The organism is Cycloclasticus sp. (assembly GCA_040743155.1).
Classification (GTDB): domain Bacteria; phylum Pseudomonadota; class Gammaproteobacteria; order Methylococcales; family Cycloclasticaceae; genus Cycloclasticus.
Window position 1 is genome coordinate 2286655 of the sequence record JBFLJU010000001.1, and the last position, 25500, is coordinate 2312154.

General features: G+C 44.0%; 28 protein-coding genes. 10 read left to right on the top strand and 18 right to left on the bottom strand.

The annotated features are described in order from the left end of the window. Position 1: 1 nt before the first annotated feature. The 5 genes from AB1Y31_10975 to mnmG form a co-directional block, all read right to left on the bottom strand. The gene (locus AB1Y31_10975) at positions 2-364 is read right to left on the bottom strand and encodes an ATP synthase subunit I (protein ID MEW4983699.1); all 363 of its coding nucleotides are present in this window, start codon (positions 362-364) and stop codon (positions 2-4) included. Between the two features lie 61 nt (positions 365-425). Further along, a complete protein-coding gene (locus AB1Y31_10980) occupies positions 426-1274 on the bottom strand; it encodes a ParB/RepB/Spo0J family partition protein (protein ID MEW4983700.1) in 849 nt (282 codons plus the stop codon). Positions 1275-1280: 6 nt separating this feature from the next. Further along, positions 1281-2051, bottom strand: coding sequence for a ParA family protein (locus tag AB1Y31_10985; GenBank protein ID MEW4983701.1), 771 nt, complete (start codon positions 2049-2051; stop codon positions 1281-1283). A 33-nt stretch (positions 2052-2084) separates the two neighbouring features. Further along, the gene (gene rsmG, locus AB1Y31_10990; protein ID MEW4983702.1) at positions 2085-2708 is read right to left on the bottom strand and encodes a 16S rRNA (guanine(527)-N(7))-methyltransferase RsmG; all 624 of its coding nucleotides are present in this window, start codon (positions 2706-2708) and stop codon (positions 2085-2087) included. Between the two features lie 6 nt (positions 2709-2714). Then, entirely contained in the window at positions 2715-4589 is a 1875-nt protein-coding gene (mnmG, locus tag AB1Y31_10995) for a tRNA uridine-5-carboxymethylaminomethyl(34) synthesis enzyme MnmG (GenBank protein MEW4983703.1), read from the bottom strand. 93 nt (positions 4590-4682) lie between these two features. Here mnmG and AB1Y31_11000 point away from each other — a divergent pair, with 93 nt between their 5' ends. Together AB1Y31_11000 and AB1Y31_11005 are read left to right on the top strand one after the other, a co-directional pair. Next, complete coding sequence (locus tag AB1Y31_11000) at positions 4683-5636, top strand: MoxR family ATPase (protein ID MEW4983704.1); 954 nt, start codon at positions 4683-4685, stop codon at positions 5634-5636. Next, positions 5636-6067, top strand: a complete 432-nt coding sequence (locus AB1Y31_11005; protein MEW4983705.1) for a GNAT family N-acetyltransferase — start codon at positions 5636-5638, stop codon at positions 6065-6067. Before AB1Y31_11000 ends, AB1Y31_11005 begins: the two co-directional genes overlap by 1 nt. A gap of 9 nt (positions 6068-6076) precedes the next feature. Here the strand turns inward: AB1Y31_11005 and AB1Y31_11010 are convergent, their stop codons facing one another. The 3 genes from AB1Y31_11010 to AB1Y31_11020 form a co-directional block, all read right to left on the bottom strand. Continuing rightward, complete coding sequence (locus tag AB1Y31_11010) at positions 6077-6667, bottom strand: 2-hydroxychromene-2-carboxylate isomerase (protein ID MEW4983706.1); 591 nt, start codon at positions 6665-6667, stop codon at positions 6077-6079. Positions 6668-6682: 15 nt separating this feature from the next. Next, the gene (locus AB1Y31_11015) at positions 6683-6997 is read right to left on the bottom strand and encodes a non-heme iron oxygenase ferredoxin subunit (GenBank protein ID MEW4983707.1); all 315 of its coding nucleotides are present in this window, start codon (positions 6995-6997) and stop codon (positions 6683-6685) included. A 110-nt stretch (positions 6998-7107) separates the two neighbouring features. Continuing rightward, positions 7108-8130, bottom strand: a complete 1023-nt coding sequence (locus AB1Y31_11020; GenBank protein ID MEW4983708.1) for a 2Fe-2S iron-sulfur cluster-binding protein — start codon at positions 8128-8130, stop codon at positions 7108-7110. A 103-nt stretch (positions 8131-8233) separates the two neighbouring features. On the opposite strand from AB1Y31_11020, the gene AB1Y31_11025 reads away from it, so the two are divergent. Further along, complete coding sequence (locus AB1Y31_11025; GenBank protein MEW4983709.1) at positions 8234-8920, top strand: DUF2461 domain-containing protein; 687 nt, start codon at positions 8234-8236, stop codon at positions 8918-8920. A gap of 133 nt (positions 8921-9053) precedes the next feature. Here AB1Y31_11025 and trpB read toward each other — a convergent pair whose 3' ends face one another. Further along, a complete protein-coding gene (gene trpB, locus AB1Y31_11030; protein ID MEW4983710.1) occupies positions 9054-10232 on the bottom strand; it encodes a tryptophan synthase subunit beta in 1179 nt (392 codons plus the stop codon). A gap of 187 nt (positions 10233-10419) precedes the next feature. On the opposite strand from trpB, the gene AB1Y31_11035 reads away from it, so the two are divergent. Further along, on the top strand, positions 10420-10824 hold the full coding sequence (locus AB1Y31_11035; GenBank protein MEW4983711.1) for a group II truncated hemoglobin: 405 nt from the start codon (positions 10420-10422) through the stop codon (positions 10822-10824). Positions 10825-10995: 171 nt separating this feature from the next. Here the strand turns inward: AB1Y31_11035 and hemN are convergent, their stop codons facing one another. From hemN to AB1Y31_11065, 6 genes are all read right to left on the bottom strand, one after another. After that, positions 10996-12375, bottom strand: a complete 1380-nt coding sequence (gene hemN, locus AB1Y31_11040) for an oxygen-independent coproporphyrinogen III oxidase (GenBank protein ID MEW4983712.1) — start codon at positions 12373-12375, stop codon at positions 10996-10998. Between the two features lie 97 nt (positions 12376-12472). Continuing rightward, a complete protein-coding gene (locus tag AB1Y31_11045) occupies positions 12473-13369 on the bottom strand; it encodes a VOC family protein (GenBank protein ID MEW4983713.1) in 897 nt (298 codons plus the stop codon). A gap of 48 nt (positions 13370-13417) precedes the next feature. After that, positions 13418-13951, bottom strand: a complete 534-nt coding sequence (locus AB1Y31_11050; protein MEW4983714.1) for a 3-phenylpropionate/cinnamic acid dioxygenase subunit beta — start codon at positions 13949-13951, stop codon at positions 13418-13420. 1 nt (position 13952) lies between these two features. Then, positions 13953-15332, bottom strand: a complete 1380-nt coding sequence (locus tag AB1Y31_11055; GenBank protein ID MEW4983715.1) for an SRPBCC family protein — start codon at positions 15330-15332, stop codon at positions 13953-13955. Between the two features lie 24 nt (positions 15333-15356). Next, complete coding sequence (locus AB1Y31_11060) at positions 15357-16604, bottom strand: aromatic ring-hydroxylating dioxygenase subunit alpha (GenBank protein MEW4983716.1); 1248 nt, start codon at positions 16602-16604, stop codon at positions 15357-15359. 14 nt (positions 16605-16618) lie between these two features. Continuing rightward, positions 16619-17593: a 4-hydroxythreonine-4-phosphate dehydrogenase PdxA gene (locus AB1Y31_11065; protein MEW4983717.1), complete on the bottom strand. Its 975-nt coding sequence runs from the start codon at positions 17591-17593 to the stop codon at positions 16619-16621. Positions 17594-17824: 231 nt separating this feature from the next. Between AB1Y31_11065 and AB1Y31_11070 the strand changes: the two genes are divergently transcribed. From AB1Y31_11070 to AB1Y31_11095, 6 genes are all read left to right on the top strand, one after another. Then, positions 17825-18220, top strand: coding sequence for a hypothetical protein (locus tag AB1Y31_11070; protein ID MEW4983718.1), 396 nt, complete (start codon positions 17825-17827; stop codon positions 18218-18220). A 141-nt stretch (positions 18221-18361) separates the two neighbouring features. Further along, positions 18362-18847, top strand: a complete 486-nt coding sequence (locus AB1Y31_11075; GenBank protein ID MEW4983719.1) for an aromatic-ring-hydroxylating dioxygenase subunit beta — start codon at positions 18362-18364, stop codon at positions 18845-18847. A 15-nt stretch (positions 18848-18862) separates the two neighbouring features. Further along, complete coding sequence (locus tag AB1Y31_11080; GenBank protein ID MEW4983720.1) at positions 18863-20116, top strand: aromatic ring-hydroxylating dioxygenase subunit alpha; 1254 nt, start codon at positions 18863-18865, stop codon at positions 20114-20116. A 134-nt stretch (positions 20117-20250) separates the two neighbouring features. Next, positions 20251-20967 (top strand): helix-turn-helix domain-containing protein, encoded by a 717-nt coding sequence (locus tag AB1Y31_11085; GenBank protein ID MEW4983721.1) that lies wholly within the window; start codon positions 20251-20253, stop codon positions 20965-20967. 98 nt (positions 20968-21065) lie between these two features. Then, positions 21066-22256 carry an aromatic ring-hydroxylating dioxygenase subunit alpha gene (locus tag AB1Y31_11090; protein MEW4983722.1) on the top strand — a complete coding sequence of 397 codons (1191 nt, stop codon included), beginning with the start codon at positions 21066-21068 and terminating at the stop codon, positions 22254-22256. Then, positions 22253-22741 (top strand): aromatic-ring-hydroxylating dioxygenase subunit beta, encoded by a 489-nt coding sequence (locus AB1Y31_11095; GenBank protein MEW4983723.1) that lies wholly within the window; start codon positions 22253-22255, stop codon positions 22739-22741. Before AB1Y31_11090 ends, AB1Y31_11095 begins: the two co-directional genes overlap by 4 nt. A gap of 55 nt (positions 22742-22796) precedes the next feature. On the opposite strand, the gene hcaB is transcribed toward AB1Y31_11095, so the two are convergent. From hcaB to AB1Y31_11110, 3 genes are read right to left on the bottom strand one after another with little or no spacing between them, the layout of a single operon-like run. Continuing rightward, positions 22797-23591, bottom strand: coding sequence for a 3-(cis-5,6-dihydroxycyclohexa-1,3-dien-1-yl)propanoate dehydrogenase (gene hcaB / locus AB1Y31_11100; GenBank protein MEW4983724.1), 795 nt, complete (start codon positions 23589-23591; stop codon positions 22797-22799). Positions 23592-23617: 26 nt separating this feature from the next. Then, positions 23618-24139 carry an aromatic-ring-hydroxylating dioxygenase subunit beta gene (locus AB1Y31_11105; GenBank protein MEW4983725.1) on the bottom strand — a complete coding sequence of 174 codons (522 nt, stop codon included), beginning with the start codon at positions 24137-24139 and terminating at the stop codon, positions 23618-23620. Further along, on the bottom strand, positions 24139-25485 hold the full coding sequence (locus AB1Y31_11110) for an aromatic ring-hydroxylating dioxygenase subunit alpha (protein MEW4983726.1): 1347 nt from the start codon (positions 25483-25485) through the stop codon (positions 24139-24141). Before AB1Y31_11110 ends, AB1Y31_11105 begins: the two co-directional genes overlap by 1 nt. Positions 25486-25500: the final 15 nt, after the last annotated feature.

Sequence of the window (25500 nt, forward strand, 5' to 3'; positions counted from 1 at the left end):
CTTATTCTTTTACTCTAAATCCGCCAATCATAAATCCGACTTGGCCCGCTATTAATCCTACCACCGTATAAAGCATGCTTAGCTCTAACCACATAAAACCTAAGCTAAAAAGCGCGACTGCGACAAATAACCGCTCTATCACGCCTAAATAAATATACAAACTTCCCCGTTGATTTCCTTGCTGAACTTTTTTTACTGCTTGATTTAACCTGAACGCCATCACGATGGATGTCATCACTGATATAAACCCACCATAAAGTATCGCTTTAAAATTATGCTGTTCTGAATAAAAAATCGTTGTCGCTGTCGCGACCATTAGAACCAGCGCAACTTGGTAACCAACCACTAATGTTTGAGCTCTCATTTTACTACCTTCAGCTCATTTATCGCGATCATTATAAATTTGCTGCACTGCACAGTCAAGTCTATTTGAAATGCTCTAATACACCTTCCAACTCATCTAACGAAGAATATTGTATAACTATCTTGCCATCCCCTTTACTAGAATGACTGATGCTCACTTGTGCACCGAGCTTTTCTGAAATATTTTGCTGCAAGCGTTCTATATCAGGGTCCTTCATCAACGTGGCGCGCTTTCCAACCGAGCCCTTTAACACCTGTTTTACCAACGCTTCCGTTGCGCGTACTGATAAGCCACGTGCCGCCACCTTCTTTGCAACCGCAACCTGTTGTGCTTCGTCCAAGGCTAATAACGCCCGACCATGACCCATTTCAAGCGCCCCAGCCCTCAAAAACTCTTTCGCTTCCGGGCCCAAATCCAACATACGTAGTAAATTACTAACGGCTGCTCGCGAGCGACCCACGGCATCTGCTGCTTGCTGGTGAGTCATCTCAAACTCACTAATTAAGCGCTGCAATGCTTCCGATTCATCGAGTGTATTTAGATCTTCCCGCTGAATATTCTCAATCAAGGAAATGGCAATTGCCGCACGGTCATCCACATCATTGATAACCACACCGACCTCTTGCAAGCCGGCTAATTGCGCTGCACGCCAACGACGCTCACCCGCTAAAATTTCGTAATTATTATCGCCAATAGGGCGCACAATGATGGGCTGAATAATCCCTTGCGCACTAATTGAGTCGGCCAATTCTTGCAACTGCACCGAATCAAATTCGGTTCTTGGCTGATATTTCCCTCTTTGCAACAAATCTATAGGCAACTTATTTGCTTCTTTAAAAGTGTCAACAGCCTTTGATTGACTCAGTAGCGCATCTAAACCTCGACCCAAGCCTCTTTTCTTTATAACCATGATTTATTAACCCTGATAATATTTTTCATCTAACTCACGCGCCAAGGCCATGTAAGCCTGTGCACCTCGGGAGCTTTTATCGTAAATAATCGCGGGTAAGCCAAAACTTGGAGCCTCGGCAAGCCTTATATTTCTTGGTACGACCGTTTCAAACACTCTATCCGCAAAATGCGTCATCAGTTGCTCGCTGACATCACGCGTCAAGCGACTACGGCCATCAAACATCGTTCTTAACAAGCCCTCTAGGCCCAATTTCTTATTTACGCTTTCCTGAACTTGCTTAAGCGTATCCATTAAAGATGACAATCCTTCTAGAGCGAAGTACTCGCACTGCATGGGCACTAATACGCTATCCGCTGCGACGAGCGCATTGATGGTTAACATATTCATTGAAGGAGGGCAGTCAATAAAGACATAATCATATTCGCCTGCCAGCTCGCCAATTGCTTTTTTCAATCGACTTTCCCGGTTATCGGCCTCTAACAAATGCACCTCGGCACCAGCAAGATCCATATTGCTAGGCAACACATCATGCTTAATATTATCCGAACTGACTACTGCCCGAAAAGGGTCGCAATCCTCCAACAGCACATCGTAGCAAGACAGCTCAACATCCTTCTTATCCACACCGGAACCCATCGTCGCATTACCCTGAGGATCCATATCGACCAACAATACGCGCCTGCCTAGCTCGGCCGTTGATGCAGCCAAGTTTATACTCGTTGTTGTTTTACCAACACCGCCTTTTTGATTAGCAACCGCTATTATTCTTGCCACTAAAACTATCCTTTATTTGTAATTTTCTTACTGTTAAATCGCCGTGTAAATAACTAGATTTCGCTCTGCCTCAAGCTCAGGTATCATCAGCGACTGCACACCATCAAACTGGAAGTCATCGCGCTCTAAGGCATCCGTTTCTTTTGATTTCATTGCCAACAATTTACCACCGCTTGTCAATAAATGTCGTGTTTTTGACAGCAGATCAGGCATCGCCGTAAACGCCCGCGCCGTTACCGTATCAAATTTTTGCTCTGGCTGATACGTTTCCACACGCTCATGCAGAGGGGAGACATTTTTCAGCCCTAACTCTATACAAGCCTGTTGAATGAAGCGCGTTTTTTTAGAGTTACTGTCCAATAAAGCAAAGCGCATATCCGGCCTCGCAATCGCTAATGGTATGCCTGGCAAGCCAGCGCCGGTACCCACATCTATGCAGCTTTTACCAAATAAATAAGGAAGCACCGCCAAGCTATCCAGTAAATGCAGGCTCACCATTTGCTCCGGCTCTTTTATCGCCGATAAATTGTATACGCGATTCCATTTCACCATCATACGAAGGAAATCAATCAATTCGCCCGTACTTTCTGGCGGCAAATCAAGCCCCATTTCTTTCAGGCCTCGCTCTAATTGGGCCCTATGCGATTCATTAAACATCACTGACTACGCACTTTTCTTCTTCAAATACACCAACAGCAGCGAGATGGCTGCCGGTGTTACACCCTGTATTCGACCTGCCTGGCCCAATGTTTCTGGTTGATGCCTGGCTAATTTTTCGATGACTTCAGAGGATAAGCCAGGAACCTGCTGATAATTCATCTGCGCTGGCAGGGCAAATTCTTCATAACGCAGCGCTCGCGCAATTTCTGTTTGCTGACGATCGATATATCCTGCATATTTTGCTTGAATTTCAACTTGCTCACGCACCACGCCGTCATCAACTGGGCTTTCAAAACCCGATAAATTAGCAATATTTTCATACTTCACCTCGGGGCGACGTAATAAGTCCAAAAGTTTTGCCTCTCGCTGTAACGGCTTTTTCAAAAAGCCATCCGCCTGCTTTGTCGCCTCTGTATTTGGCTGCAACCATGCTGAGCCCAGACGCGCCTGCTCTGCTTCTATCGCCTCTCGTTTTACACTAAATTTCTGCCACTGCGCCTCACTCACAAGGCCCATTTTGTAAGCTATTTCGGTCAACCGTAAGTCCGCATTATCTTCCCTTAGCAATAGCCGATATTCTGCGCGACTGGTAAACATACGGTAAGGTTCTAACGTACCGTTAGTCACCAAGTCGTCAATCATTACACCTATATAGGCCTCGTTTCGGCGAGGACACCACGGTTCCAAATCTTGCGATTGACGCGCCGCGTTTAAACCCGCAATAAGACCTTGCGCCGCCGCCTCTTCATAGCCTGTCGTGCCATTGATTTGCCCCGCGAAAAATAGACCGGGCATGTGTTTGGTCTCTAACGATGACTTTAAGTCCCTAGGGTCAAAAAAATCATATTCAATTGCATAGCCTGGGCGCACAATATGCGCGTTTTCGAAGCCTTTAATCGTTCTAATAAAGGCGTATTGAATATCGAACGGCAAGCTTGTGGATATGCCGTTTGGATAAACCTCGGTGGTGGTCAAGCCTTCTGGCTCGACAAAAATTTGGTGTGAATCCTTGTCCGAAAAACGCATCACCTTATCTTCAATAGATGGGCAGTAACGCGGCCCAACACCTTCAATAACGCCCGTATACATGGGTGAACGATCTAAGCCCGAACGAATAATATCGTGCCCTTGCTCGTTGGTTCTGGTGATATAGCAAGCGATTTGTTTTGGATGATCCTCTACAGAGCCCATAAAGGAGAATACCGGCAATGGCGTATCGCCAGGCTGTTTTTCCATCACGCTAAAATCGATACTACGTCCATCTATTCGCGGCGGCGTCCCAGTTTTCAATCTGTCCACATTAAAGGGCAGGGCGCGTAAGCGCTGAGATAACGCATTAGATGGCGCGTCACCGGCACGACCGCCTTCGTAATTCTCTAAGCCAATATGAATTCTGCCACCCAAAAACGTACCGACCGTTAAAACAACGGTCGGCGCCATAAATTCAAGGCCCATCTGGGTCACTACACCCCGCACACAACCATTCTCAACCACAAGGTCTGAAACCGTTTGCTGAAACAGACTAAGGTTTGACTGGTTTTCTAAAACCTCTCTAACGGCTTGCTTATATAACACGCGGTCGGCTTGTGCTCGCGTTGCTCGTACCGCCGGGCCTTTGCTCGAGTTTAGCGTACGAAATTGGATACCGGCTTTGTCCGTCGCTTTCGCCATGAGCCCGCCCAACGCATCCACTTCTTTAACTAAGTGCCCTTTGCCAATGCCACCAATCGCCGGGTTGCAACTCATCTGCCCCAGGGTTTCAATATTTTGGGTTAACAACAGAGTCTTAACGCCCGTGCGCGCAGCCGCCAACGCCGCTTCTGTTCCTGCGTGCCCGCCACCAACGACGATGACATCAAATTTTTGGGGATGTTGCATAGCTCTAACGATTAAATGTAAGCCGTTAATTTTAACACCATTCGACGAATTTAGTTATTCGCTTCAAAACACTCACTAAATCTATTTGCTAGAATGAGTTCTTTAGTCAATCAACCCTTACCGTTAATAGACATCATGCATCATCCCATTGAGACTTTTTTAGAGCAGGCAAATTCCATTATCCTGGGCAAAGAAAAAACCATAAAATTAGCACTTGCCTGCATTCTAGCTAAGGGCCATTTATTAATAGAAGATATTCCTGGCGTTGGCAAAACCACGCTGGCTCATACTTTCGCGACGTTACTTGGCCTCGATTTCCAACGCATTCAATTTACCAGTGACTTATTACCCGCCGACATTGTGGGCTCTAGTGTTTTTGACCGCGATAACAACACCTTTGAATTCCACTCTGGACCCATTTTTTCTAATTTCATATTGGCCGATGAAATTAATCGTGCGACACCAAAAACGCAAAGCGCCTTACTTGAGGCAATGGAAGAGCACCAAGTAACCATTGAGAAAAAAACACACCCAATGACAAACCCTTTCATTGTGATGGCCACTCAAAACCCTGGCTATCAAGTCGGCACCTTTCCTCTACCGGAATCTCAACTAGATCGATTCTTAATGCGCCTCTCCATCGGTTATCCTGATACCGAGTCGGAGAAAAAATTACTTAATGGCACAAATACTCGTCGCCAGCTCGAGTCTAGCAAACCCGTTATCAGCTCTGATCAGCTGGTTTCTCTACAACAGCAGGTGCTAGATATTAATGCTGCCGAACCACTCATTGCCTACGTACAAGCGCTACTTGAATTTTCACGAAGTTCGCCCTTGTTCACTCAAGGCTTATCGCCTAGAGCGGGCATTGCCTTAATCCAAGCTGCAAAGGCATGGGCGCTAATTGATGGCCGTGACAGTGTTTACCCAGAAGACATACAAGCCTTACTGCCTTCCATCACCGAGCACCGGTTACAGCTTCAAAATAATGTTGCTGCAAACCAAGGGGCATCCAGCACATTACTCAACGAGGTTGCCATCCCATAGTGCTAAGCTTTAGATTAAAAACAGGCTCTTGGGATGAACTTAAGGAATTTTGCACGCCTGTCCGACTCTCTGTTTTTATCACGGAGCAAAACGTTCCCAGCACATTGGAATTAGACGACCGCGATAATAGCTGTCAGCACCTTGTTATTTTTGATGTCAATGACAAACCAATCGCCACGGCAAGATTGGCCAACAACGGTAAGTTTGGCAGAATGGCTGTGCTAAAGGCATATCGTCGACAAGGACTAGGGGCTGAACTGCTAAAACACCTCACAAAACTGGCCGTCGATCTCAAACTTAAACAGTTATTTTGCCACGCTCAAGCTGATGCCCGCCCATTTTATGAAAAAAATGGCTTCCAAATAATAGGGAAGCCATTTGAAGAAGCCAATATTTCTCATATCAAAATGATAAAAGCTCTGGCCGCTTAGCATCTAAACTTATCGTTGCTGTAGATACTCTTCAATAAATGCAAAACGGTCATTACCCCACCACGCCTGGTCATCCAGCATCATAATAGGTGCGCCGAATACGCCGCTTTGATGCGCTTCAACGCACGCTTTGCGAAAACGAGTTCTGCCCTCATTTGATTGCACATAAGCAATAAATTCATCAGCATCCCAACCTAAAGCCTTTGCCACCTGTGATAACTCAGCCATATCTGTTGGGTCACAACCTTCACCCCAAATTTTTGCATATGCTGCATCTACATACGCTTCTGCCTGGTCTTTATCATTGGCATAAAGCACAGCGACGTTCCAAGGCTCAACGTCTAAGTTTGGCGGGAACGTGAAGGGAACTTTATAGTGGGCAGCCCAGCGCTTTATATCGGCCATCATGATTTTTATTTTAGCTGGCACCTCTCGATTTGACGGCCCATAATTACCCGCGGCAACCTTTGCCTGTGGAATATCCATCGGCAAATAATTCACCGTCAAACCATACTTCCTCGCCAAATCAGGTAATTGAGTATGCGCCAAATAACTAAACGGGCTCATCATGTCAAAATAAAAATCTATGCCTTGTTGCATTTTAAATGCTCTTACTTATTCAGCAGCGGGAATGCAAACATTGCCGTCTTCAATGGTAACCGGGTATGTTTTAATCGGTATTTGGCAAGGGAATGATGTCGCCTCACCTGATTTTATTGAAAATGCACCACCATGGAATGGGCACTCGACCTCATCACCATCTTGGTAGCCATCGGTTAACATCGCCATGCCATGTGTACATAAATTATCGGTGACAAAATACTCATCTTCAAACACATAAACTGCTAGTGCTGGGAAACCATCTGGTGCTACAGAAATAGGTGCTTCGTCTTTAACCTCTTCTGTTTTACATAAAATTATATTGCTCATAGTTTTAGCTCTTTATTTATTCATTAATAAAAAATATTTCTTATGATCACAGACCATAATATTCAGTACCGGCGGCAAGCCGCCGGTTATTCACTTTGCTCTGCTTAAGCTTAATAAAAACGATCGTAGTGGATTTGATCAAATGGAACTTTGTACTCCATCATCAACATACGCGTTAACGCATCAGTCATCGGAGGTGGGCCACAAAAATAGAATTCGTGCTCTGGCAACTTATCACCCAGCGTCTTGCCTAATAATTCGTGAATAAAACCAATATCTCCATCCCAACCAGCGGCTTCAGCGGCTTCTTTATCTGATACTGCATTGAAATTCTGAACCCTGCCTTTTAAATCTGCATCTGCCTCAATCAGTGCAGGAGGGCAGATATCCTTCGGAGCACGGCCTCCATAGAACAAATAGATATTTCTATCATTCAGGCGAGAATCTTTCGCCGCTGCTTTAATAATTGACATTTCAGGTGACAAACCAGAACCACCACCAACACAAACAATATCTCTAGGAATTTCAGGTCTCAAATACGCCAAGCCATAAGGCCCATCAATCACAATTTCAGCACCTACTTCGTATTCTTCAAATAGAACCCCGGTTGCGCTGCCACCTGGCATCTTTTTGATAATAAAATGCCATTCGCCTTCTTCATTAGGCAAGTTACACATTGAGTAACCACGTGAGCCGGTAATGCCAGGGAAGTCTAATAAGGCGAACTGTCCTGCCTCAAAACGCGCTGCGTGCTCTGTTTTGAAACGAAATTCAGCCATGTCATCGGTCAACATATTTATTTCATATAAAACGGCTACAGACTTAATTGGCTTATGCACGGGCATCGCCTCAGGGCTTAAACGAACCTTTATTTCACAGTCTTCGGTTGGAATGCACTGACAGCTTAATTTACGTCCTTTTTTGATATCACGAGGGGATAGTCCAGGCGCCCCTTCCCAAATATCGTCCACATTACCGTCCAACACTTCAATCTTACAACAACCGCAACCACCCGAATTGCATTCGTAAGGCATACCTAGTCCAGCGCGCAATGCAGCACGTAAAATCGTATCGCCTTCCTCACACTGAAACTCAAACTCCTGCTCGCTTATCTTTACGTTAAAACTTGTCATGCAACCCCTTTTATTCAAATACCATTAATTAATAATAAGGTTATTATATTCAACCTAAACAAACAAGCTGTGTTTTAAATCAAATTTGAGGACCGTTAATCCTATGAGTACCCGTTTTTTTAATCAACAAACGTTTGATTTTCTCCAGCAATTATCCAATAACAATAACAGGCCTTGGTTTAATGAGCGCAAGCCCCTGTATGAAGACACTGTTCGGCTACCGGCGCTCGATTTTATTGACGCCATGGAGCCTAATATCAAATCGCTCTCACAGCACTTTACCGCCGTTCCAAAAAAAACAGGCGGATCGCTGATGCGAATCTATCGCGATGCGCGTTTTAGCAAGGATAAAACACCCTATAAAACCAATATTGGCATTCAGTTTAGACACGTTGCCGGCAAAGACGTACACGCACCGGGGTTCTATCTACATATCGCCCCTGACGAGTGCTTTGTAGGTGCCGGCATTTGGCGCCCCGACAGCAAAGCCCTCAGCAACATCAGAGAAATGATCAGCGACAGCCCAAACGGTTGGAAAAACATCACACGCAATAAAACCTTCAGTCGTTACTACACGCTTGCTGGCGATTCGTTGAAAACCTACCCGCGTGGTTATGCGAAAGATCACCCAATGATTGACGATTTAAAACGAAAAGACTTTATTGCGATCCACCCATTAAGCCGTGATGAAGTGTTAAGCCCCGATCTTGTAAAAACGATTCATCACCGCTTTAAGATTGCCAGTGAGCTGATGGATTACCTTTGCAACGCACTGGAATTGCCTTACTAAAGTATTTTGTTGAATGCCATTGACCTTCGACAACACTGCTTATCTGGTTAAGTTCCTTTTAAGGGACGCAAAAAAAGAAGCTCCCAGAGCCGCATTAAATGCCCCATAGACTCCTATGGGGAAAACTCAATACTTACAAACCCAGCTTATCGGCAATAAAGTCCGCGTCCTTATCACCTCGACCCGATAGGTTGACCAAAATTGACTCGCTAGGGCTCATCCTTGTCGACCTTTTCATCGCATAGGCCACTGCGTGCGCACTTTCTAAGGCAGGAATGATCCCCTCAACGCGAGACAAGGTCATAAACGCATCAACACATTCATCATCATCTACTGCAATGTATTCCACACGACCTAGGTCTTTTAACAAGCAATGCTGCGGGCCTACGCCGGGGTAATCTAGGCCTGAAGCAATAGAATAAACCGGCAACGGCTCACCCGACTCATCTTGTAGGTTGTAACACTCAAACCCATGCAGAGCCCCTTTAACGCCCTTACTCATGGTCGCCGCATGGTCACCCGTCTCTAATCCACGCCCCGCCGGCTCTACCCCAACCATTTCCACTGATTCGTCATCCAAAAATGCTGTGAACAGCCCTATCGCATTTGAGCCACCACCCACACAGGCTGTTATCACATCCGGTAGTTTTCCTTGTTGTTCAAGAAACTGCGCTCGGGCTTCTTCGCCAACGATACTTTGAAAGTCACGCACCATCATCGGAAATGGGTGCGGCCCCACCACCGAACCAATCGCATAAATAAAATTAACGGGGTCCTTTAAGTATTCTTCAAATGCGCTATCTACCGCATCCTTCAACGTTTTTGTGCCACGGCTCACTGGAATCAGCTTACAACCTAGAATTTTCATCTTGGTAACATTTGGGTGTTCTTTAGCGATATCCACTTCACCCATATGGATTTCACAATCAATACCGACTAAGGCACAGGCGGTCGCAAGCGCAACCCCATGTTGACCCGCCCCTGTTTCGGCCAACACCTTGGTTTTCCCCATGTGTTTAGCCAACAGCGCCTCACCGAGGCAATGGTTAATTTTATGCGCACCCGTATGGTTTAGATCTTCACGCTTAAGGAAAATTTTAGCGCCGCCCAATTGCTCACTTAACCGCTTGGCATAGTAGATAGGGCTAGGACGGCCAACATAATTGGCATACAGATCATTTAACTCATCTTGGAATTCCTTCGTTTGCGAGATCTCTAAATAAGCGTCTTTTATCTCATCCATTATCAACACTAGTTCCGGGGGTATAATTTGACCACCGTATTCACCGAAATAACCTCGCTCGTCTGGCATTGGAATATCTTGCATCACGTTAAGTTCCTTGTCGTTTAGTTTGCTGGTTAAATTTATTATTAATCAATAACCCCGTCAACGGCTACCCCAAAAATAGCCACAAAAGTAGCCACCCTTGATTTAAATCATGGCACAAAGTGGAAATAAGTGAGAAAGTTAGTCAACACAATAACTATTGGTAAAAAAAGTGTCTACAGCAACCCAAGCAGAAAACAAACAAGGCACTATGTACGACTGGATTGGCGGCGAAGAGGGTGTTCGCAGGCTCGTCGAACGGTTTTACGAATTAATGGACCAAGAAGCTCAAGCGAAAACCGTACGAGCCATGCATAAAGAAGACTTATCCGATATTCGTGCCGGTTTATTTGACTACTTATCCGGCTGGTTAGGCGGCCCACCATTGTTTATTATGAAACATGGAAGCCCTTGCATCAGCAGTCAACACAAACCCTTTAAAATTGACCAACAAGCCGCCGATGCTTGGATGCATTGCATGAATAAAGCCATGATAGATGTTGATATTGAAGAGAAATATCGCGAGATGTTAACCCCTGCATTTCAACGTATGTGTGACACCCTATTAAATTATTAAGGATCAGGAAAAGCCATTTGCTTAAAACTCGAACGCGTGATCAATTGCGATCAAGCGGTAATTCCCTCTACTTTATCGATGCCTTTTTATTGCAAATTTCCACTCTAAGCAATCCAACATAAAGCAAAACCCAGCGACTCTCCGCGTGCATAGAATCACTGGGCAAAGGGCCTAAATAACTTTTGAGTACTGCGTGTTTTTTTGAGCTAAATGCGCGTCAAACACCATACAGATATTTCGAATTAACATTCTCCCAATCGGCTTAACACGTACGCCTTCTTGCCTACATTCCAGCAAGCCATCTACCGCCATTGTTTTCAGCTGCTCGATTTCTTTGGAAAAATATTGATGGCTATCAATGGCATAGCGTTTATTAACCGCCGTAAAGTCAACTTCAAAATGGCAGATTAACTCATTAATAACCATCCGTCTTATTTGATCATCTAGGCTTAACACATAGCCCTTTTGAATTGGCAATGAGCCTTTTTCAACGATTGTTTGGTAGGACTCTAGATCCTTGGCATTTTGCACGTAAGCATCCGCTACCCGACCTATAGAGCTCACACCAAAGCCAATCAAATCACAATCGGCATGTGTCGAATAACCTTGGAAGTTACGATATAACTCACCACGCTGTTGCGCGATCACTAGGTCATCACTTGGTTTCGCATAATGATCCATACCGACATAAACATAACCTGCCGATATAAGTCGCTGCGTCGTCATCTGCAAGATCTCCAGCTTACTGGCTGCACTGGGCAAATCTGGTTCATTTATTTGCCGCTGCACCTTAAATAGGGCCGGCATATGTGCATAGTTAAAAATAGATAAGCGGTCTGGCTCAACCGCAAGCACCTTATCCAAGGTTTTTTCAAACGATGCGACTGTTTGCAATGGTAGGCCATAAATTAGATCCATACTAACCGACTTAAAACCCTCTGAACGAGCCGCGTCTAATACAGCAAACGTTTCCTCTTCAGACTGAATACGGTTCACTGCTTTTTGCACAGCGCTATCAAAATCCTGCACGCCGAGACTGATACGGTTAAACCCAAGCTCTCTAAGCTCGGCTATTATCTTTGCGTTTGCTTCACGAGGATCAATTTCGATCGAATACTCGCCGCTATCATCCGTATGCAAGTTAAAATGTTGTCGCGTAACCGCCATCAGTTGGCGCATTTGCTCAGTACTTAAAAAAGTAGGTGTGCCGCCTCCCCAGTGCAACTGATCTACTATCCGTGACGAATCAAACAACTCGGCCTGATGGGCTACTTCTTTGAACAAACTCTTTAAGTATGTGTCAGCATGCCGCCTGTTTTTAGTAATTATTTTGTTACAGGCGCAATAAAAACATACCGTATCGCAAAACGGTATATGAAAATATAACGAAAGCGGGCCGCCTCTATTATTAGACAGCTCAATCTGCTGCCAATAATCGGCTTCTTTAAACGACTCCGTGAAATTTGGCGCAGTAGGATAAGAGGTGTAACGCGGCCCAGACCTGTCATACCGGCTGATTAATTCAACATCAAACTGTAACCCTTGCTCCACAAGCTTTCCCCAATATCAACAAATGATTTAATTGAACCATACAACAAAAAAGGGCGCACTTAAAAGTGCGCCCTTGATCAATCAAATATGACTACAATCAAATATCGATGTTCATACCATAACCTGTTGCTTCAGGCTTATGACCAAAGATATCACCCGTGTAGTGTTCCTGTTCACGCATCGCTGTGCGAGCGCCATGGCCTAACTCTAGAAGCCAACCTGATGGCGTTGCAAAATAGAAGGTGTACGCTTGGTCATTAGAGTGCTTGCCTAATTGCATCGCAACGTCAATACCTCTGCTGCGAGCCGTGTCATGTGCAATGCCTAAATCATCAAGCTCTGTGTATTCCAACATCATATGGTTAATTTTTTTATCCATTGGGCCAAGACCAAATGCCAATGAATGTTGGCGATCATTACAATGCATAAAGACCGGTTTAGCGATGATGCCGTTTGGCAGTTTGATTTTATATTCTACCGAACCAACAAGTCCCAACATTGAATAGAAGTCATACGTCGCTTCATCATCCAGTGAACGAATAATAAAATGACCAATACCTTGGTTACCCGTTAAAAACTTACCGTACATAGGTCGGCCAGGGTGAAAAGGCTTCATCACGTCCATTTGAGGACTGTAGAAAATTTCTGTCGGGTTACCTGATGGATCTTCAAGTTTTAACAAGCCTAATACAAAGCGCTCTTCACATTCTTCTTCTGAAGCAACACGAAACTCAACACCGTTATCTTTCAAGTGTTGCTGCATTGCCTTAAATTCTTCAAAACCACGTACTCTCCAACCCGCATATGCCAAATCATCTTCGTTTGATTGGTGAATAGTAAAACGGTGGTGCTGACCATCCATTCTTAAGTAGAAACGGTCATCACGATCGCCTTCTTCAATTTCAAGTCCAACACATTCTGTTGCAAACTTACGCCACGCATCAAGATCCGTCACGTTAAAACCCATGTAACCTAATTCTGTTACTTTAGACATTTTTTAAATCCTCTTTTCTAGTTTAATTAATATCAATACAATTCAAATTTAAAAGAATATGTATAAATTCTTATCTTCCGTTACTCTGGCATCCAACGTAATTTTTCTACGCGCAAGCTGGTAACCATTATCTACCTTACGTAATACATCTCGCCGGCAGCCTACGTGCTCAGAATGCTCTAATTGCGCACGATTCCTGATGATAGCAAAATTACTCAAAACAACAAATTCATCTGCTTTATCTGTATGGAAAGCCTCGACATTGGTAATTAAATATCGAATTGATGACGGTGGATTTTCCATCCAAACCGTGCCTGTACCCAATCGATCCACACGTTGCTTCACCTCATCATAGTCATCGTTAAAAATAGCCATATCGTTTGGTGTGGGCTCTTGCCGCTTGTCTTTAACGTAGCGCCGCTCAACAACGGGCATCCAATAATGAATATCTGTTGCCACCATGCTCTCTAACCAAGCACTAAAATCACCATTTTGTAACAGCGTTGCTTCTTGGTAATAATGCTGAGTCACGTCATAGTGCAATTGCATCGACACCCGTTCTTGCGCTTCTATAGTATGCATATTACTGTTCTCCTGCTTTCGCTTTAGCCGCAAGCCGGTCTTTCCAGTAGTCTTTATTGGGAAAGCAATCCGCCCACTGCGAGTCTTTGGCGCGAATCGCTTCCCAACTCTCTGCCGACATGATTTCTTGATAAAAACGGTAAAACCCTCGATACGACGTTTCGCCGACAAAGCTTGAGCCTACAATACCTGGGTAATCCGGATGCGGACCTTCGTAACCCACGCCCATACGCGAATCCATTGTATTGGATCGTGTATAACGGCCTTGATTATTGTGTGTGGCGTTAACCATATTGTCGCCATCATCACTTTCTAGCGTACCGGCTGTGCCAAAACTTCTCGCCGCCTCCTTAACAATTTCTCTTTTGGTCTCGTCATCCATGTCTTTATGCACAATAACCCACGACCAAACTTCAATCTCATGTGGGCCTCTAGGGTGCCATACTTTAAAAATATTGGTGCCATACAAGAAAGAACAATTTGGGAAGGTCGTGCAATTCCAATGACCGTTATATAAAGCAGCCCTTGGCCCACCCATTTTTTCAGCCACCCCGGGTGTTGTTTCTTGCATAAACTTGGCATACCCATCACGTTTTTTATGAATAGCAATCGCTGCGTTATCAATAACTCCAAAGCCATGGCCATGGCGCATTGTTACTTGGATACCTAAGTCATCAAACGGCATATCAGCACGATTCCCTGCCAAGCCACCCAACTCACCGCCTAACATTTCTAGCGCAGAGGCATGCGTCCACCCGACGTGGTAACCATCACCCACAAAATTCTCTGCGGGTACTTTCCAGTTACATTTAAGGATTGATTTCATCGGTGGCCCAATCAGTTCAACACCATCGCCAGCACCCACCATCCAAGTATCTAAGTACCAGCCCCAGTCACCTAAGAAATCGGCGAGTGGAGGTGCGCTTTCGTCAAAACAACCAAACACAAAACCACGGTAGCTTTCTACACGAACCGAAGGCAAGCCCATTGCTGACATGTCTATATCATCGTGATAACACTTCTCTTTTAACGGCACATCAACTAGCGCCCCATCTGTACCATATACCCAGCCATGGTAGTTACAAACAAATGACCTTGTATTACCACTATCCGCACTACAAACACTATTGCCTCGGTGCGTACAGGAGTTAACAAACGCTTTTAATGAGCCGTCTGTGTGCCTGACCACGATCACACCGTCTTCACCCATTTTTGTACTGAAAAAATCGCCCGGCTTTTCAAGCTGGCTTTCATGCGCTAAAAATAACCAACAACGACCAAAAATTCGCTCTAATTCACGATCATAAATATCTTGATCCCAAAACACCTGTTTGGACTGAGTGGATTTATCAAGATCCACCAGTTTATCCATATCAATCATCTCTCACCTCATTAAAGTATTTTATCAATCCGCCATTATTTGACGGTAACCCTTCCAAAACCCACGCACTGCATTTTCATCCATTCCCATTGGTGACACCATATCTCTGACATCGGTTCCACCCATCTCGATCAGTGACTTCTCACTTTCATCGCGGTGCACGCCTTGCTGCACTATTTCTACGGCTTCGCCATCCTCCATAGAAATAAACCCTGCAGGGCCCACCAAATTTATATTACGCAGACGGTGGGTGGTCATCGCCTCATCATCGTCTTCATAGCCAAAATATGTCCAAACCAATTCTGTTTCATTAACCGATTTAGGTAATACTTGGCGAGTCGCTAAGGTATTTTGTATTTGCTGTAAGACCACCGATGGGAATAACGACTGAATACTCAGGGCAACACGATCATCCCTTTCTGGAATAAAGTCCAAAACTCGAGTGTCTTGCAATTGATGAGTTCCCGTCATCTCCCTATTGGCTTCACTTTGATACTCAGTGTAATCAACATCACCTTTCGGGGCTGAAACATTAAAGTAATTATGGCAACCAACACTATCGGTTATCCCTATACTTTCTTGACCTTGGCGATAGATCCCAAATGTTGGATAGAACAGGTGCAGTAACCCACCGTGGTAGCTATCCCTACTATTTTCAGAATAGGCTTTCCAGTTGCCCTGCATAAATTGACGTGCATAACCGATCACTTTTATCGGCTTGTGCATAATACGATTAATATTTGCACACATTTTTTCACCTAAGAAGCTCGCCAGTTCGGGCGCTGCTTCATCAAAGCTAGCAAACACCATCTGCGCTATGGTTTGCACTCGCAATTGACGCAATCCATGCTGCTGCATATCAAAATCTTTAGTGTAGCCGCCTTGCCCCTTCAAGCCTCGACGGAAAGGAACGCCTTTGAGGTCACCCTTGGCATCATAGGCCCACTGATGATAAACGCAGGTAAACACACCATCGTCAGAGTGCCCATGCCGTTCTCGGCACACTAATGCGCCCTTATGGGCACAGCGATTAACCCACGCATTTAACTTTCCATCTTCGCCACGCGTTAATACAATGGGCGTATCGCCAATGAACGTGGATTTATAATCGCCGGCATTCGGCACCTCAACATCAAGCCCGATATAACACCAGATGGGGCCGCGATAGAGGTTTTCTTGCTCTAGCTTATAGATGCCTTCATCCAAATACACCGAATAGGGCGCATGGTTGCCCTCCGAATCGATCTTATTTAGCTCCGCTTGTGATCCCATCTGGTAACCTCGCTTTATTCAAAAAAGCCCTGTTCAGCGGCTAAATTCCCGGTCAATTTGATCGCTTCTAACATCATCGTATGATCTGCCTTACCCGTTCCAACTAAATCATATGCGGTGCCATGGGCAACAGACATATGCAAATACGGCGGCCCCATAATCAACGCGCAATTACCAGAAAAGCCCCATGTTTTTACTGCAATATGACCTTGATCGTGGAACATCGCCAACACCACGTCGTATTTACCTTCTATACATTGGCGAAAAACCGAATCCGGCGGAAGCGGCCCATCTACATTGATGCCGAGTTGCTTTGCAGTTTCTACACCGGGGCGTATTTCTTCATCTTCTTCTTTGCCGCTAGCGTGTGGATTTAACCCAGCCACCGCAATTCTTGGCTTGCTGATACCCCAACTAATGAGTGCATCATTTAACTGGCTGATCGCTTTACTGACTAACTCCGCGGTAATTAATTCGCACACCTGACGAAGAGGCAAGTGATCCGTTAAATGCATGACCCTTAACGGCCCGCTGATTAGAAACAAATAGCTGTGCCCTGGCTCCATGTTAATAACCTTATCAAGCACACCAGCCATTTTCATCGACACTGAACTTATCGGTGCCATAACGCTTGCATCGACCTCACCAGCACGGGCCAACGCGTCCATTTCATCTAACCAATCAGCACTAATTTGGCCACAAGACGCATTATCTATTCCCATTTGAAAGCTGTTCATATCAAATTTGCCCGAATCAATAATATCGATAATGGCGGGGTCATCATTAAGATCACTGACAGATGATATTTTATTCACCCTCAACTCTAACTCACAAACCTTAACGGCCTGCTCCATTACCTCGACACTGCCTACCAACACCGGTTTGCAGTATTGGTGTAATTCACCGGTCGCCCAAGACTTCGCCGTCACTTCGGGGCCAATTCCAGCTGGATCCCCTATCATTGTTGCTACAATTGGTTTTTTACTCATTTTTAAGATAACCCTGATACTTGTCTAAAAAAAATTACAATTCCAAATATTAGCATAGCATTATCTTTGAATCATTTGCCATTAATAAATGACCCAAGTCACTTCCTTTTAAGTCAGCCCCGCTTTAGCCAATAAAAACAAAATAAGCGGTTGCCTTAGTCCTAGATCGTGCGCTAACCTCTGTAGTCAATAACATCAAAGTATACTCATTCAAGACTTTAGGAGAATTTTATGTCTACACCCATACCTTTTGAATCCCTATTAGAAATTGATGGCGTTGTTGGTGCTGTCCGTTGGCGTGAAACTGTCGCAGGGAAGGGCGCAGTCACCCCACCCTTTCTAACCGAATTTATTGGCGGCATTACTGAAGATCGTGCCGAACGTCTTATGGCGCACTCAGAAGCGGCTGGCTTAGCTGTGATGGGCATAAGTCAGCTCAGTTATCATCGCGCCTCACAAGACCCAACGGTTGTTTACCCCCTAGACGGCTATTATGTACATAGCATGCGAGGCTCTGTAGTTTGTACCATCAACCGCGTTTCCGTTCTGCTAGATAACGCTATCAGTGTAAATGTCCAAGACCTTATTTCTAAAATGATTCTGGTTGATAATCGCCCCAGTTCATAATAAACCGCTAGTTTCAAACGTATCAAAAAAAGGCCTCTTCATATGAAGAGGCCTTTTTTTGATCATAATCATTTCCTTATATAACTAAGCCCGTATACTCAACTGTGTAATTCATCCCAAACATCTTAACGAGGAGACCCCATGGCAAGCAATGCACTAACCCTTGAGTTAAAAAGTGAAATAGACGCACTTTTAAATGAATATGCTCAATGCATTGATAATGACGAACTTGAAAGTTGGCCCGATTTCTTTACTGACGAGTGCTTATACCGCGTCATCCCTAGAGAAAATCATGAAGTGGGTCTGCCAACAGCCGTTATGTGGTGTGATAGCCGCGGCATGTTACAAGACCGCATTACCGCTTTGCGTCACGCTAACGTATATCAAGTGCAATGGTACCGTCATATCATCAGCAATCCCGTTATCACAACAGAAGATGGCGAAACATTTAATGTTCAATCTAATTATGCCGTGTTTAAGACCTGTAATGATGGTGAAAGCACCGTCTATAACGTTGGTCGCTATGTCGATGTTATCGTTCGAGTGAATGGCGCTTTAAAGTTTAAAGAAAGAACTGCTATCTATGATACTCACCGCATTACCACATTAATGGTTATCCCCATTTAAGATAGGAGCAAGATAATGAATGCCATAACACCCGAACATTTAAAATGGCCCGCAAATGCTGGTTGCACTGCTGTGCCTTATTCCGTTTTTAATAACCAAGAAGTCTACGACCTAGAACAAGCAAAGCTTTATAACGGTAAAACGTGGAATTTCTTAGCCGCCGAGGCTGAACTCCCGGAAAAAGGCAGCTTTAAATCAACTTATATTGGCGACACCCCAGTAGTGGTTACCCGCGGGCAAGATGATGAAGTTTACGCCTGGGTTAATCGTTGCGCGCACCGTGGCGCAGAGATTTGCCGCGAACGTCACGGCAAATCTGAAGATGGCGTATATACTTGCGTGTACCATCAATGGGCCTATGATGCAAAAGGTGAGCTACGTGGCGTACCCTTTCAACGTGGGCTTGCCGGCAAAGGTGGCATGCCAAAAGATTTTGATAAAAAACAACATGGCTTACGTAAAGTTCGTGTGGTGAATTACCACGGTGCTATTTTTGGCACCTTTAGTAATGAAACGCCTGATATCGAAGAATATATGGGCGAAGATGTGGCGTATCACTTCAAGCGCCTCATGCACAAGCCCATCGAAATACTAGGTACAACGCGTCAGCATATTGCTGGAAACTGGAAGTTTTACTCAGAAAATACTAAAGATCCATATCACGCGAGTTTATTACACCTATTTCATGCGACCTTTGGCTTATACCGTTCGTCTCAAAAAGGCGCATCTATTGTCAACAACGACTTCCATTCCGTTCTTTGGGCCAGCAGCGGCACCGAAGATGAAAACGCCTTGGATGACATGAAAAAGGACAAACTCAGAACACTTCAAACTGGTGAATATAAGTTACGAGACGCGTCTCTACTAGCGGGTACCCAAGAATTTGATGATGGCATTACCTTAGTTATTTTGTCATTATTTCCTTCGTTGGTTTTACAGCAAATTCAAAACACCTTGGCGTTTCGTCAAATCTTGCCGAAAGGTAAAGATGAGTTTGAATTAGTCTGGACCTACTTTGGTTATAAAGATGATACTGAAGAGCTACGTAATTACCGCCTAAAACAATTCAATCTTATTGGACCAGGTGGACTTATTTCTATGGAAGACGGCGAATCCACAGAATTGTGTCAAAATGCCATCATCCGAGACGGCGAATACACTAATGTTATTCAGATGGCTGGCACCGAACCTAGTGGCGATGACCACCTAGTGACCGAAGGTTTGATTCGTGGTTTATGGCAAGGCTATCAAAAAATAATGGATTTTTAACGCCTCTTCACCATCCTAAAACAAAAAGACCCTAGCTTTTAAACTAGGGTCTTTTTGCATCTCTTAAAAAACCTTTTAACTCTCGTTAATTATAGTTTACAGTGAGCTATAAGTAATCAGACACACCTTCATCAATGCCAATACAAACGACTAAATCAAACTGTGCCGATTGCATACTTGCAAAGAAATGTGTCCCGTCAGGGATGCCAGCCGAAAAGTTATTCCGATTTGAAAATATCGTTCAGACCAACCTCCCCTATAAAGCAGGTGACATCTTGTTTGAACAGCACAATAAAGCCGGTTACCTATATATAGTTAAAACAGGCTCATTTAAAACTAAAATGATCTCACCTCAAGGTACTGAGCACATTCATAACTTCTTTTTACCCGGTGAATTTATCGGTTTAGACAGCCTCGCGTTTGGAGTCACGCTTAATAGCGCTGACGCACTTGAAAATAGCTTGGCTTGTAAGATTAACTACCCTCAACTTCGTACGATAAGAAAGGAATTTCCTAGCCTGTCTGATTTTTCGGTTAAGTTATATAGCTCAGCACTGGCGGCGATGACTCAAGTACAAAACATCATTGCTCTGCAAGCCGCTTCATCCCGATTAGCTGCTTTTTTAATTTTTTACCATAGCCGTATTAATAAATATGGCTCACAAAACAACAGCTTTCAATTGCCAATGGCTCGACAAGATATTGCAAACCATCTTGGTCTTGCGGTTGAAACCGTCAGCCGATCCTTCTCCAAATTAATTGATTCGGGATGCATTCATAAAGAGGGCCACAATATCAAAATTATTGATCATGCAATGCTTCAACAACACGCCAATACCTCTACGCGCTAACCAGTTTAGTGACTAATATCAAATTCTCATCGAATAGATATAGGTTGCCCAAAAAAAATTATATATAGTATTTTTACTACAATTTTACAGGGGGAAACATGACGCAAGAATCTAACAATAACGCCACTCTAGAGTGGCCTGCTAAATATAATGAAGTGCCTAAAGAAGTTTTTGAACGAGCAGACTTATGGCCGCTTGAACTTGAGAAAATATTCTATGGTGATGAGTGGCATCCCATTGTTCACCAAAGCGAGATCCCAAATATTGGTGATTTCAAAGCTGCTGATTTAGGCGACATACCTGTTTTTGCGGTACGTGGCCAAGACAATAAAATACGTATTTTTCAAAACTCTTGTACCCACCGTGGCACAACACTTGTTACTGAAAGCATAGGTAATAAAACCGAATTTGAGTGCCCGTACCATCGCTGGCTGTTCAACCCTGAAGGCGAGTTAGTTGGCTGCCCAAACAGCCGTGAATATGCCCCTGGCTTTGATAAAAAGAACTTTGGCCTAGCGACCTTTCGTACTGAGGAATATAACGGTCTTTACTTCATTACAATGAGCGACACAGTTGCTCCGCTAAGAGAATACCTTGGCGAAGATTTCTATGAGCCACTTGGCCGTATTCTAGGTGGTGACGGACGGATGAAGTTTGTCGGTTATCAAAAAGTTTATTATAACTGTAACTGGAAAGCCTATTGCGATAATGATGGCTACCACGCGCCACTACTTCACCTAGCCTTTAAAATGCTAAATTGGCAAGGCGGTAAGGGTGTACAAAACGTATCTGAAAATGGTCATTTATCATTTGAATCTGAACTTAAAATCCCTGACGACATTACGGCCTTAAAGGACCCTTCCATTCTTGACTTTAAAGGCACTGAAACCAGTACCGGCTCTATTGTGCAGATGCAATTTCCCGTCACTGTTTACTCTAAACACATGGATATGTTGAATATTCGTTATGCATACCCAAAAGGTCCAAAGGGTATAGAAGTACATTACGCTTATTTCACTCATGAAGATGACGATGACGAAATGGTCGCACACAGAATACGTCAATCCAGTAACTTATTAGGCCCCTGTGGTCTTATCAGTATGGAAGATGCCTCTGTTTTCTCTCGTATTGATAAGGGCAATAAAACGCCCGGCATGGCGATTTTCCAAAAGGGTGTAAAAGACGAGTACAAATTAGAACTTCAGGTTGGACAAAATGATGAGTCTGGTAATTTACCAAGGTGGGAACATTATAGAAAAACCATGGGCTTTAAGAGGGCGACATCATGAGTGAAATTGAACCAAGTGTTATTTTTAGTATTGAAAATTTAAACCGTGATTACATCTGCTCATTGGACAAATTGGACATGCATAAGTGGCTCGCTTGTTTTAATAAGCAGGGAACTTATACATTAATTTCAAATGAAAACGAGCGCAATGGCTTCCCCATTGGCTTTATGCTAGATGATAAATATGAGCGTCTACAGGATAGAGTAAAGCAAGTCACAGAAATTCAAGAAGACTCTACTGAACATTATCAAACAAGGCATATGACTCAATTAACGTCTATCACGTCTTTAGGAAATAATCGTTACCAAGCAGACTATAATTTCTCGACTTTTTATACTCAAAACCTTATTGAAACAACTGATATCTTATGCGTTGGCCGCTATGAGGACATTGTCTTAATAGAAAACGGCTCTGCCAGCTTTATTCAACGTAAAGCCGTTATCGACACCAATGTACTACCTCGCTATATAGCTTACCCTATATAACAAGCCAATAAAAAAGCCCGCTAGTCGCGGGCTTTTTTATTGCATTACGTCTGACTTACTCTGGACGCACTCCAATACCAATACCACCATCAGAATTAATAATACTACCCGTGATGTAGCCACTATTTTTATCCGAAGCCAATAACAGATAAATACCGGCGTGTGCTTCAGGTTCTGAAATAAAGCCCAACGGTGTCATACTACTAATTATTTTATCCACATCCGGTATTTCACTCAATTTCGCTTCGGCTTGACCCGCTACCGCACTGCCACCCAAACTGGTCATGGTTCCGCCAGGTGCAACACCATTAACTCTAATATCGGGTGCCACTTCATGGGCTAATTGCTTGATCATACCAATAACCGCATGTTTTGAAGCAACATAGATTGGCCCACCACCGCCTGTATAAAAGCTAGAACTCGATGCAGTGAAAACCATATTCCCTTTCGTCTTTCTCAATTCAGGTAACGCGGCCTTCGCCCCCAATAAATACCCCTTTACATTGACGGCAAAAACTTCATCACAAATACCTTCCACCTTATCGTCTTCTTGAGCTTCAAGCGGCACCATATAGTCCCAAATACCCGCATTACCAATAAATGTATCTAACTGGCCAAAACACTCAATTGTTTTAGCAACCGCCGCTTTATTATCTGCGAACGAACGAACATCGCCGGTAATACCTACCACCTTACCGTCAAACTTCGCTTCAAGAGCATCGACTCCTTCTTGAGACCTATCCATAACGCACACGCGAGCCCCTTCTTCTACAAAACGCTCCACAACCGCCAAGCCTATACCCGACCCACCACCTGTAATCAGCACTACTTTACTATCCAACCATCCCATAAAAATTGCCTTATTTTATTTATAATCTAAAGAAAAAAGTTCATATTGCTATCAAGCACCACACTATCATCCAATGTCATCGAACGGGTGAGTAATTTATAGCCTTCAGCTGATTTTATCCAGGTATCTTCACGTCCAACAGTAAAGCGCTTCCTATCTGAATCTAATCGACTTCTATGTAATTCAACAATTGAATATACCTTAAACTGATCTTTCTCATCGGTCTCAAACACCTCTACGTTACTAATAATGTGACGTGATGCATTCATTGGGTTCTCAGCCCAGACAAAACCTGTACTGTAGCGTCCAACCCTAACTTTGAGTGACTCCATATCATCCTTAAATATAGGTGTTTTAGCGGGTGCTCGTTGCCCAGACTTATCTTCCCTAAAACGCCTCTGCGGCATATCCATACAGTAGTAAATATCGTCAGATAATATAGTATTTAACCAATCATCATATCGTTCAGCACTTAGAATACGAGCCTCTTGGAATAAGTGTTTTTGTAGGTCTAAATAAATATCATTTTTTGCATGTACTAAGTTCATTACTTACCCTCCGTAGCTTGTGCCTCTTCTAGGCTATTATAAAAGGGAATATCCGCCCAACTATCTGCTTTCATCATTTCTAGCCAGCGCCGGTACACATAGCGCTGATTTTGCTCACAGACCAGCCCTTCACTAATCACTCCAGGCATTTCTTCTCGGCTATGTTCACCACCAAGCGCCATATTGGTGTACACATCCATTTGCCCCGTTCTCCAACCGCGTGATTGCTCGGTAGCCGCCTGCAGGTTATCTCCATCGTCATTGTCGAACATACCAGCTGGACCAAACGTTCGGCTAACATTATCAAGAATGACTTGTTTGAGCTCATCCGACATTTCTTTGTCTACCATCGCCCAAGTCCACATTTCAAACTTTCCGGGGCCTTTGGGGTGGTAAACACGAAACCAATTAAGACCAGGCAAAAATTGCAAGTTGGGGAATACAGTCATATTGACTTGTGAGCCCCACATCTTTTCACCACGAAACTTGCCTAAGCGCTCAACAACCGTTGCTCTGTTCGCATCTAGATAATCCCAGGCTTTCTGATATTCATTGTAAAAAGCATAGCCTGACTTACCGTCTAAAGCCGCCAGTACTGTGTGCCCATTCAATCCAGCAACAGATACCGCCGCAGCGTTGTCAACCTCACTATTACCGACAGACAAGCCAGCTATACCTGATTCTGCTGTAACCGTCATAGCTCCTGCATGCGCCCAGCCCAAATGGTAGCCATCACCTGATACATTCTCTACTGCAAGCTTCCAATTGACCGGTAACTCCACTTTCATTGCTGTACCAATAAGTTCTGTTCCTTCAGGCATCGCGTCCAACCAAACATCCATATACCACTTCATTTCACCTAGAGAATCTTCTAGGCTTGGCGCTTGTTCGTCAAAGGTAGCAAATATTAAGCCTTTATAACTGGCAATTTGCGCGACCTCAACCATGCCAAATTTAGATTTATCTAAATCATTACCATAAGCAGCTTCTTCAAGTGGTACACCGGTTAACTCCCCACTAAAATTAAAACTCCAGCCGTGGTAATTACAAACAAATGTTTTACTGTTTCCATGGTCGGCCTTACATAAACGATTACCACGGTGTGTGCACGTATTCAAAAAAGCTTTTACACTCTTATCTTTCTGCCTAACCACCAACACTTCATCCTCCCCCATAAAGGTACGAATGAAATCACCCGGTTTTTCAAGCTGGCACTCATGGGCTAAAAAAAGCCAACTGCGGCCAAATATCTTCTCCATCTCTTGCTCATAAATATCAGCATCTGAATAGATAAGCCGTTTCTGACGGCCCGTTTTAAAATCTATTAAATCATCTAACTTTTCCATCTCTCTTCCTCTATT

Excerpts from the sequence above, each read along its gene's own strand:
- AB1Y31_11060 (MEW4983716.1), bottom strand. The coding sequence starts at position 16,604 with ATGGGATCACAAGCGGAGCTAAATAAGATCGATTCGGAGGGCAACCAT.
- AB1Y31_11055 (MEW4983715.1), bottom strand. The coding sequence starts at position 15,332 with ATGATTGATATGGATAAACTGGTGGATCTTGATAAATCCACTCAGTCC.
- mnmG (MEW4983703.1), bottom strand. The coding sequence starts at position 4,589 with ATGCAACATCCCCAAAAATTTGATGTCATCGTCGTTGGTGGCGGGCAC.
- trpB (MEW4983710.1), bottom strand. The coding sequence starts at position 10,232 with ATGCCAGACGAGCGAGGTTATTTCGGTGAATACGGTGGTCAAATTATA.
- AB1Y31_11070 (MEW4983718.1), top strand. The coding sequence starts at position 17,825 with ATGTCTACACCCATACCTTTTGAATCCCTATTAGAAATTGATGGCGTT.
- AB1Y31_11025 (MEW4983709.1), top strand. The coding sequence starts at position 8,234 with ATGAGTACCCGTTTTTTTAATCAACAAACGTTTGATTTTCTCCAGCAA.
- AB1Y31_11110 (MEW4983726.1), bottom strand. The coding sequence starts at position 25,485 with ATGGAAAAGTTAGATGATTTAATAGATTTTAAAACGGGCCGTCAGAAA.
- AB1Y31_10975 (MEW4983699.1), bottom strand. The coding sequence starts at position 364 with ATGAGAGCTCAAACATTAGTGGTTGGTTACCAAGTTGCGCTGGTTCTA.
- rsmG (MEW4983702.1), bottom strand. The coding sequence starts at position 2,708 with ATGTTTAATGAATCGCATAGGGCCCAATTAGAGCGAGGCCTGAAAGAA.
- hcaB (MEW4983724.1), bottom strand. The coding sequence starts at position 23,591 with ATGGGATGGTTGGATAGTAAAGTAGTGCTGATTACAGGTGGTGGGTCG.
- AB1Y31_11010 (MEW4983706.1), bottom strand. The coding sequence starts at position 6,667 with ATGCAACAAGGCATAGATTTTTATTTTGACATGATGAGCCCGTTTAGT.
- AB1Y31_11090 (MEW4983722.1), top strand. The coding sequence starts at position 21,066 with ATGACGCAAGAATCTAACAATAACGCCACTCTAGAGTGGCCTGCTAAA.
- AB1Y31_11095 (MEW4983723.1), top strand. The coding sequence starts at position 22,253 with ATGAGTGAAATTGAACCAAGTGTTATTTTTAGTATTGAAAATTTAAAC.
- AB1Y31_11085 (MEW4983721.1), top strand. The coding sequence starts at position 20,251 with ATGCCAATACAAACGACTAAATCAAACTGTGCCGATTGCATACTTGCA.
- AB1Y31_11000 (MEW4983704.1), top strand. The coding sequence starts at position 4,683 with ATGAGTTCTTTAGTCAATCAACCCTTACCGTTAATAGACATCATGCAT.
- AB1Y31_11065 (MEW4983717.1), bottom strand. The coding sequence starts at position 17,593 with ATGAGTAAAAAACCAATTGTAGCAACAATGATAGGGGATCCAGCTGGA.
- AB1Y31_11020 (MEW4983708.1), bottom strand. The coding sequence starts at position 8,130 with ATGACAAGTTTTAACGTAAAGATAAGCGAGCAGGAGTTTGAGTTTCAG.
- AB1Y31_11105 (MEW4983725.1), bottom strand. The coding sequence starts at position 24,139 with ATGAACTTAGTACATGCAAAAAATGATATTTATTTAGACCTACAAAAA.
- AB1Y31_11075 (MEW4983719.1), top strand. The coding sequence starts at position 18,362 with ATGGCAAGCAATGCACTAACCCTTGAGTTAAAAAGTGAAATAGACGCA.
- AB1Y31_11050 (MEW4983714.1), bottom strand. The coding sequence starts at position 13,951 with ATGCATACTATAGAAGCGCAAGAACGGGTGTCGATGCAATTGCACTAT.
- AB1Y31_11015 (MEW4983707.1), bottom strand. The coding sequence starts at position 6,997 with ATGAGCAATATAATTTTATGTAAAACAGAAGAGGTTAAAGACGAAGCA.
- AB1Y31_10980 (MEW4983700.1), bottom strand. The coding sequence starts at position 1,274 with ATGGTTATAAAGAAAAGAGGCTTGGGTCGAGGTTTAGATGCGCTACTG.
- AB1Y31_11080 (MEW4983720.1), top strand. The coding sequence starts at position 18,863 with ATGAATGCCATAACACCCGAACATTTAAAATGGCCCGCAAATGCTGGT.
- AB1Y31_11045 (MEW4983713.1), bottom strand. The coding sequence starts at position 13,369 with ATGTCTAAAGTAACAGAATTAGGTTACATGGGTTTTAACGTGACGGAT.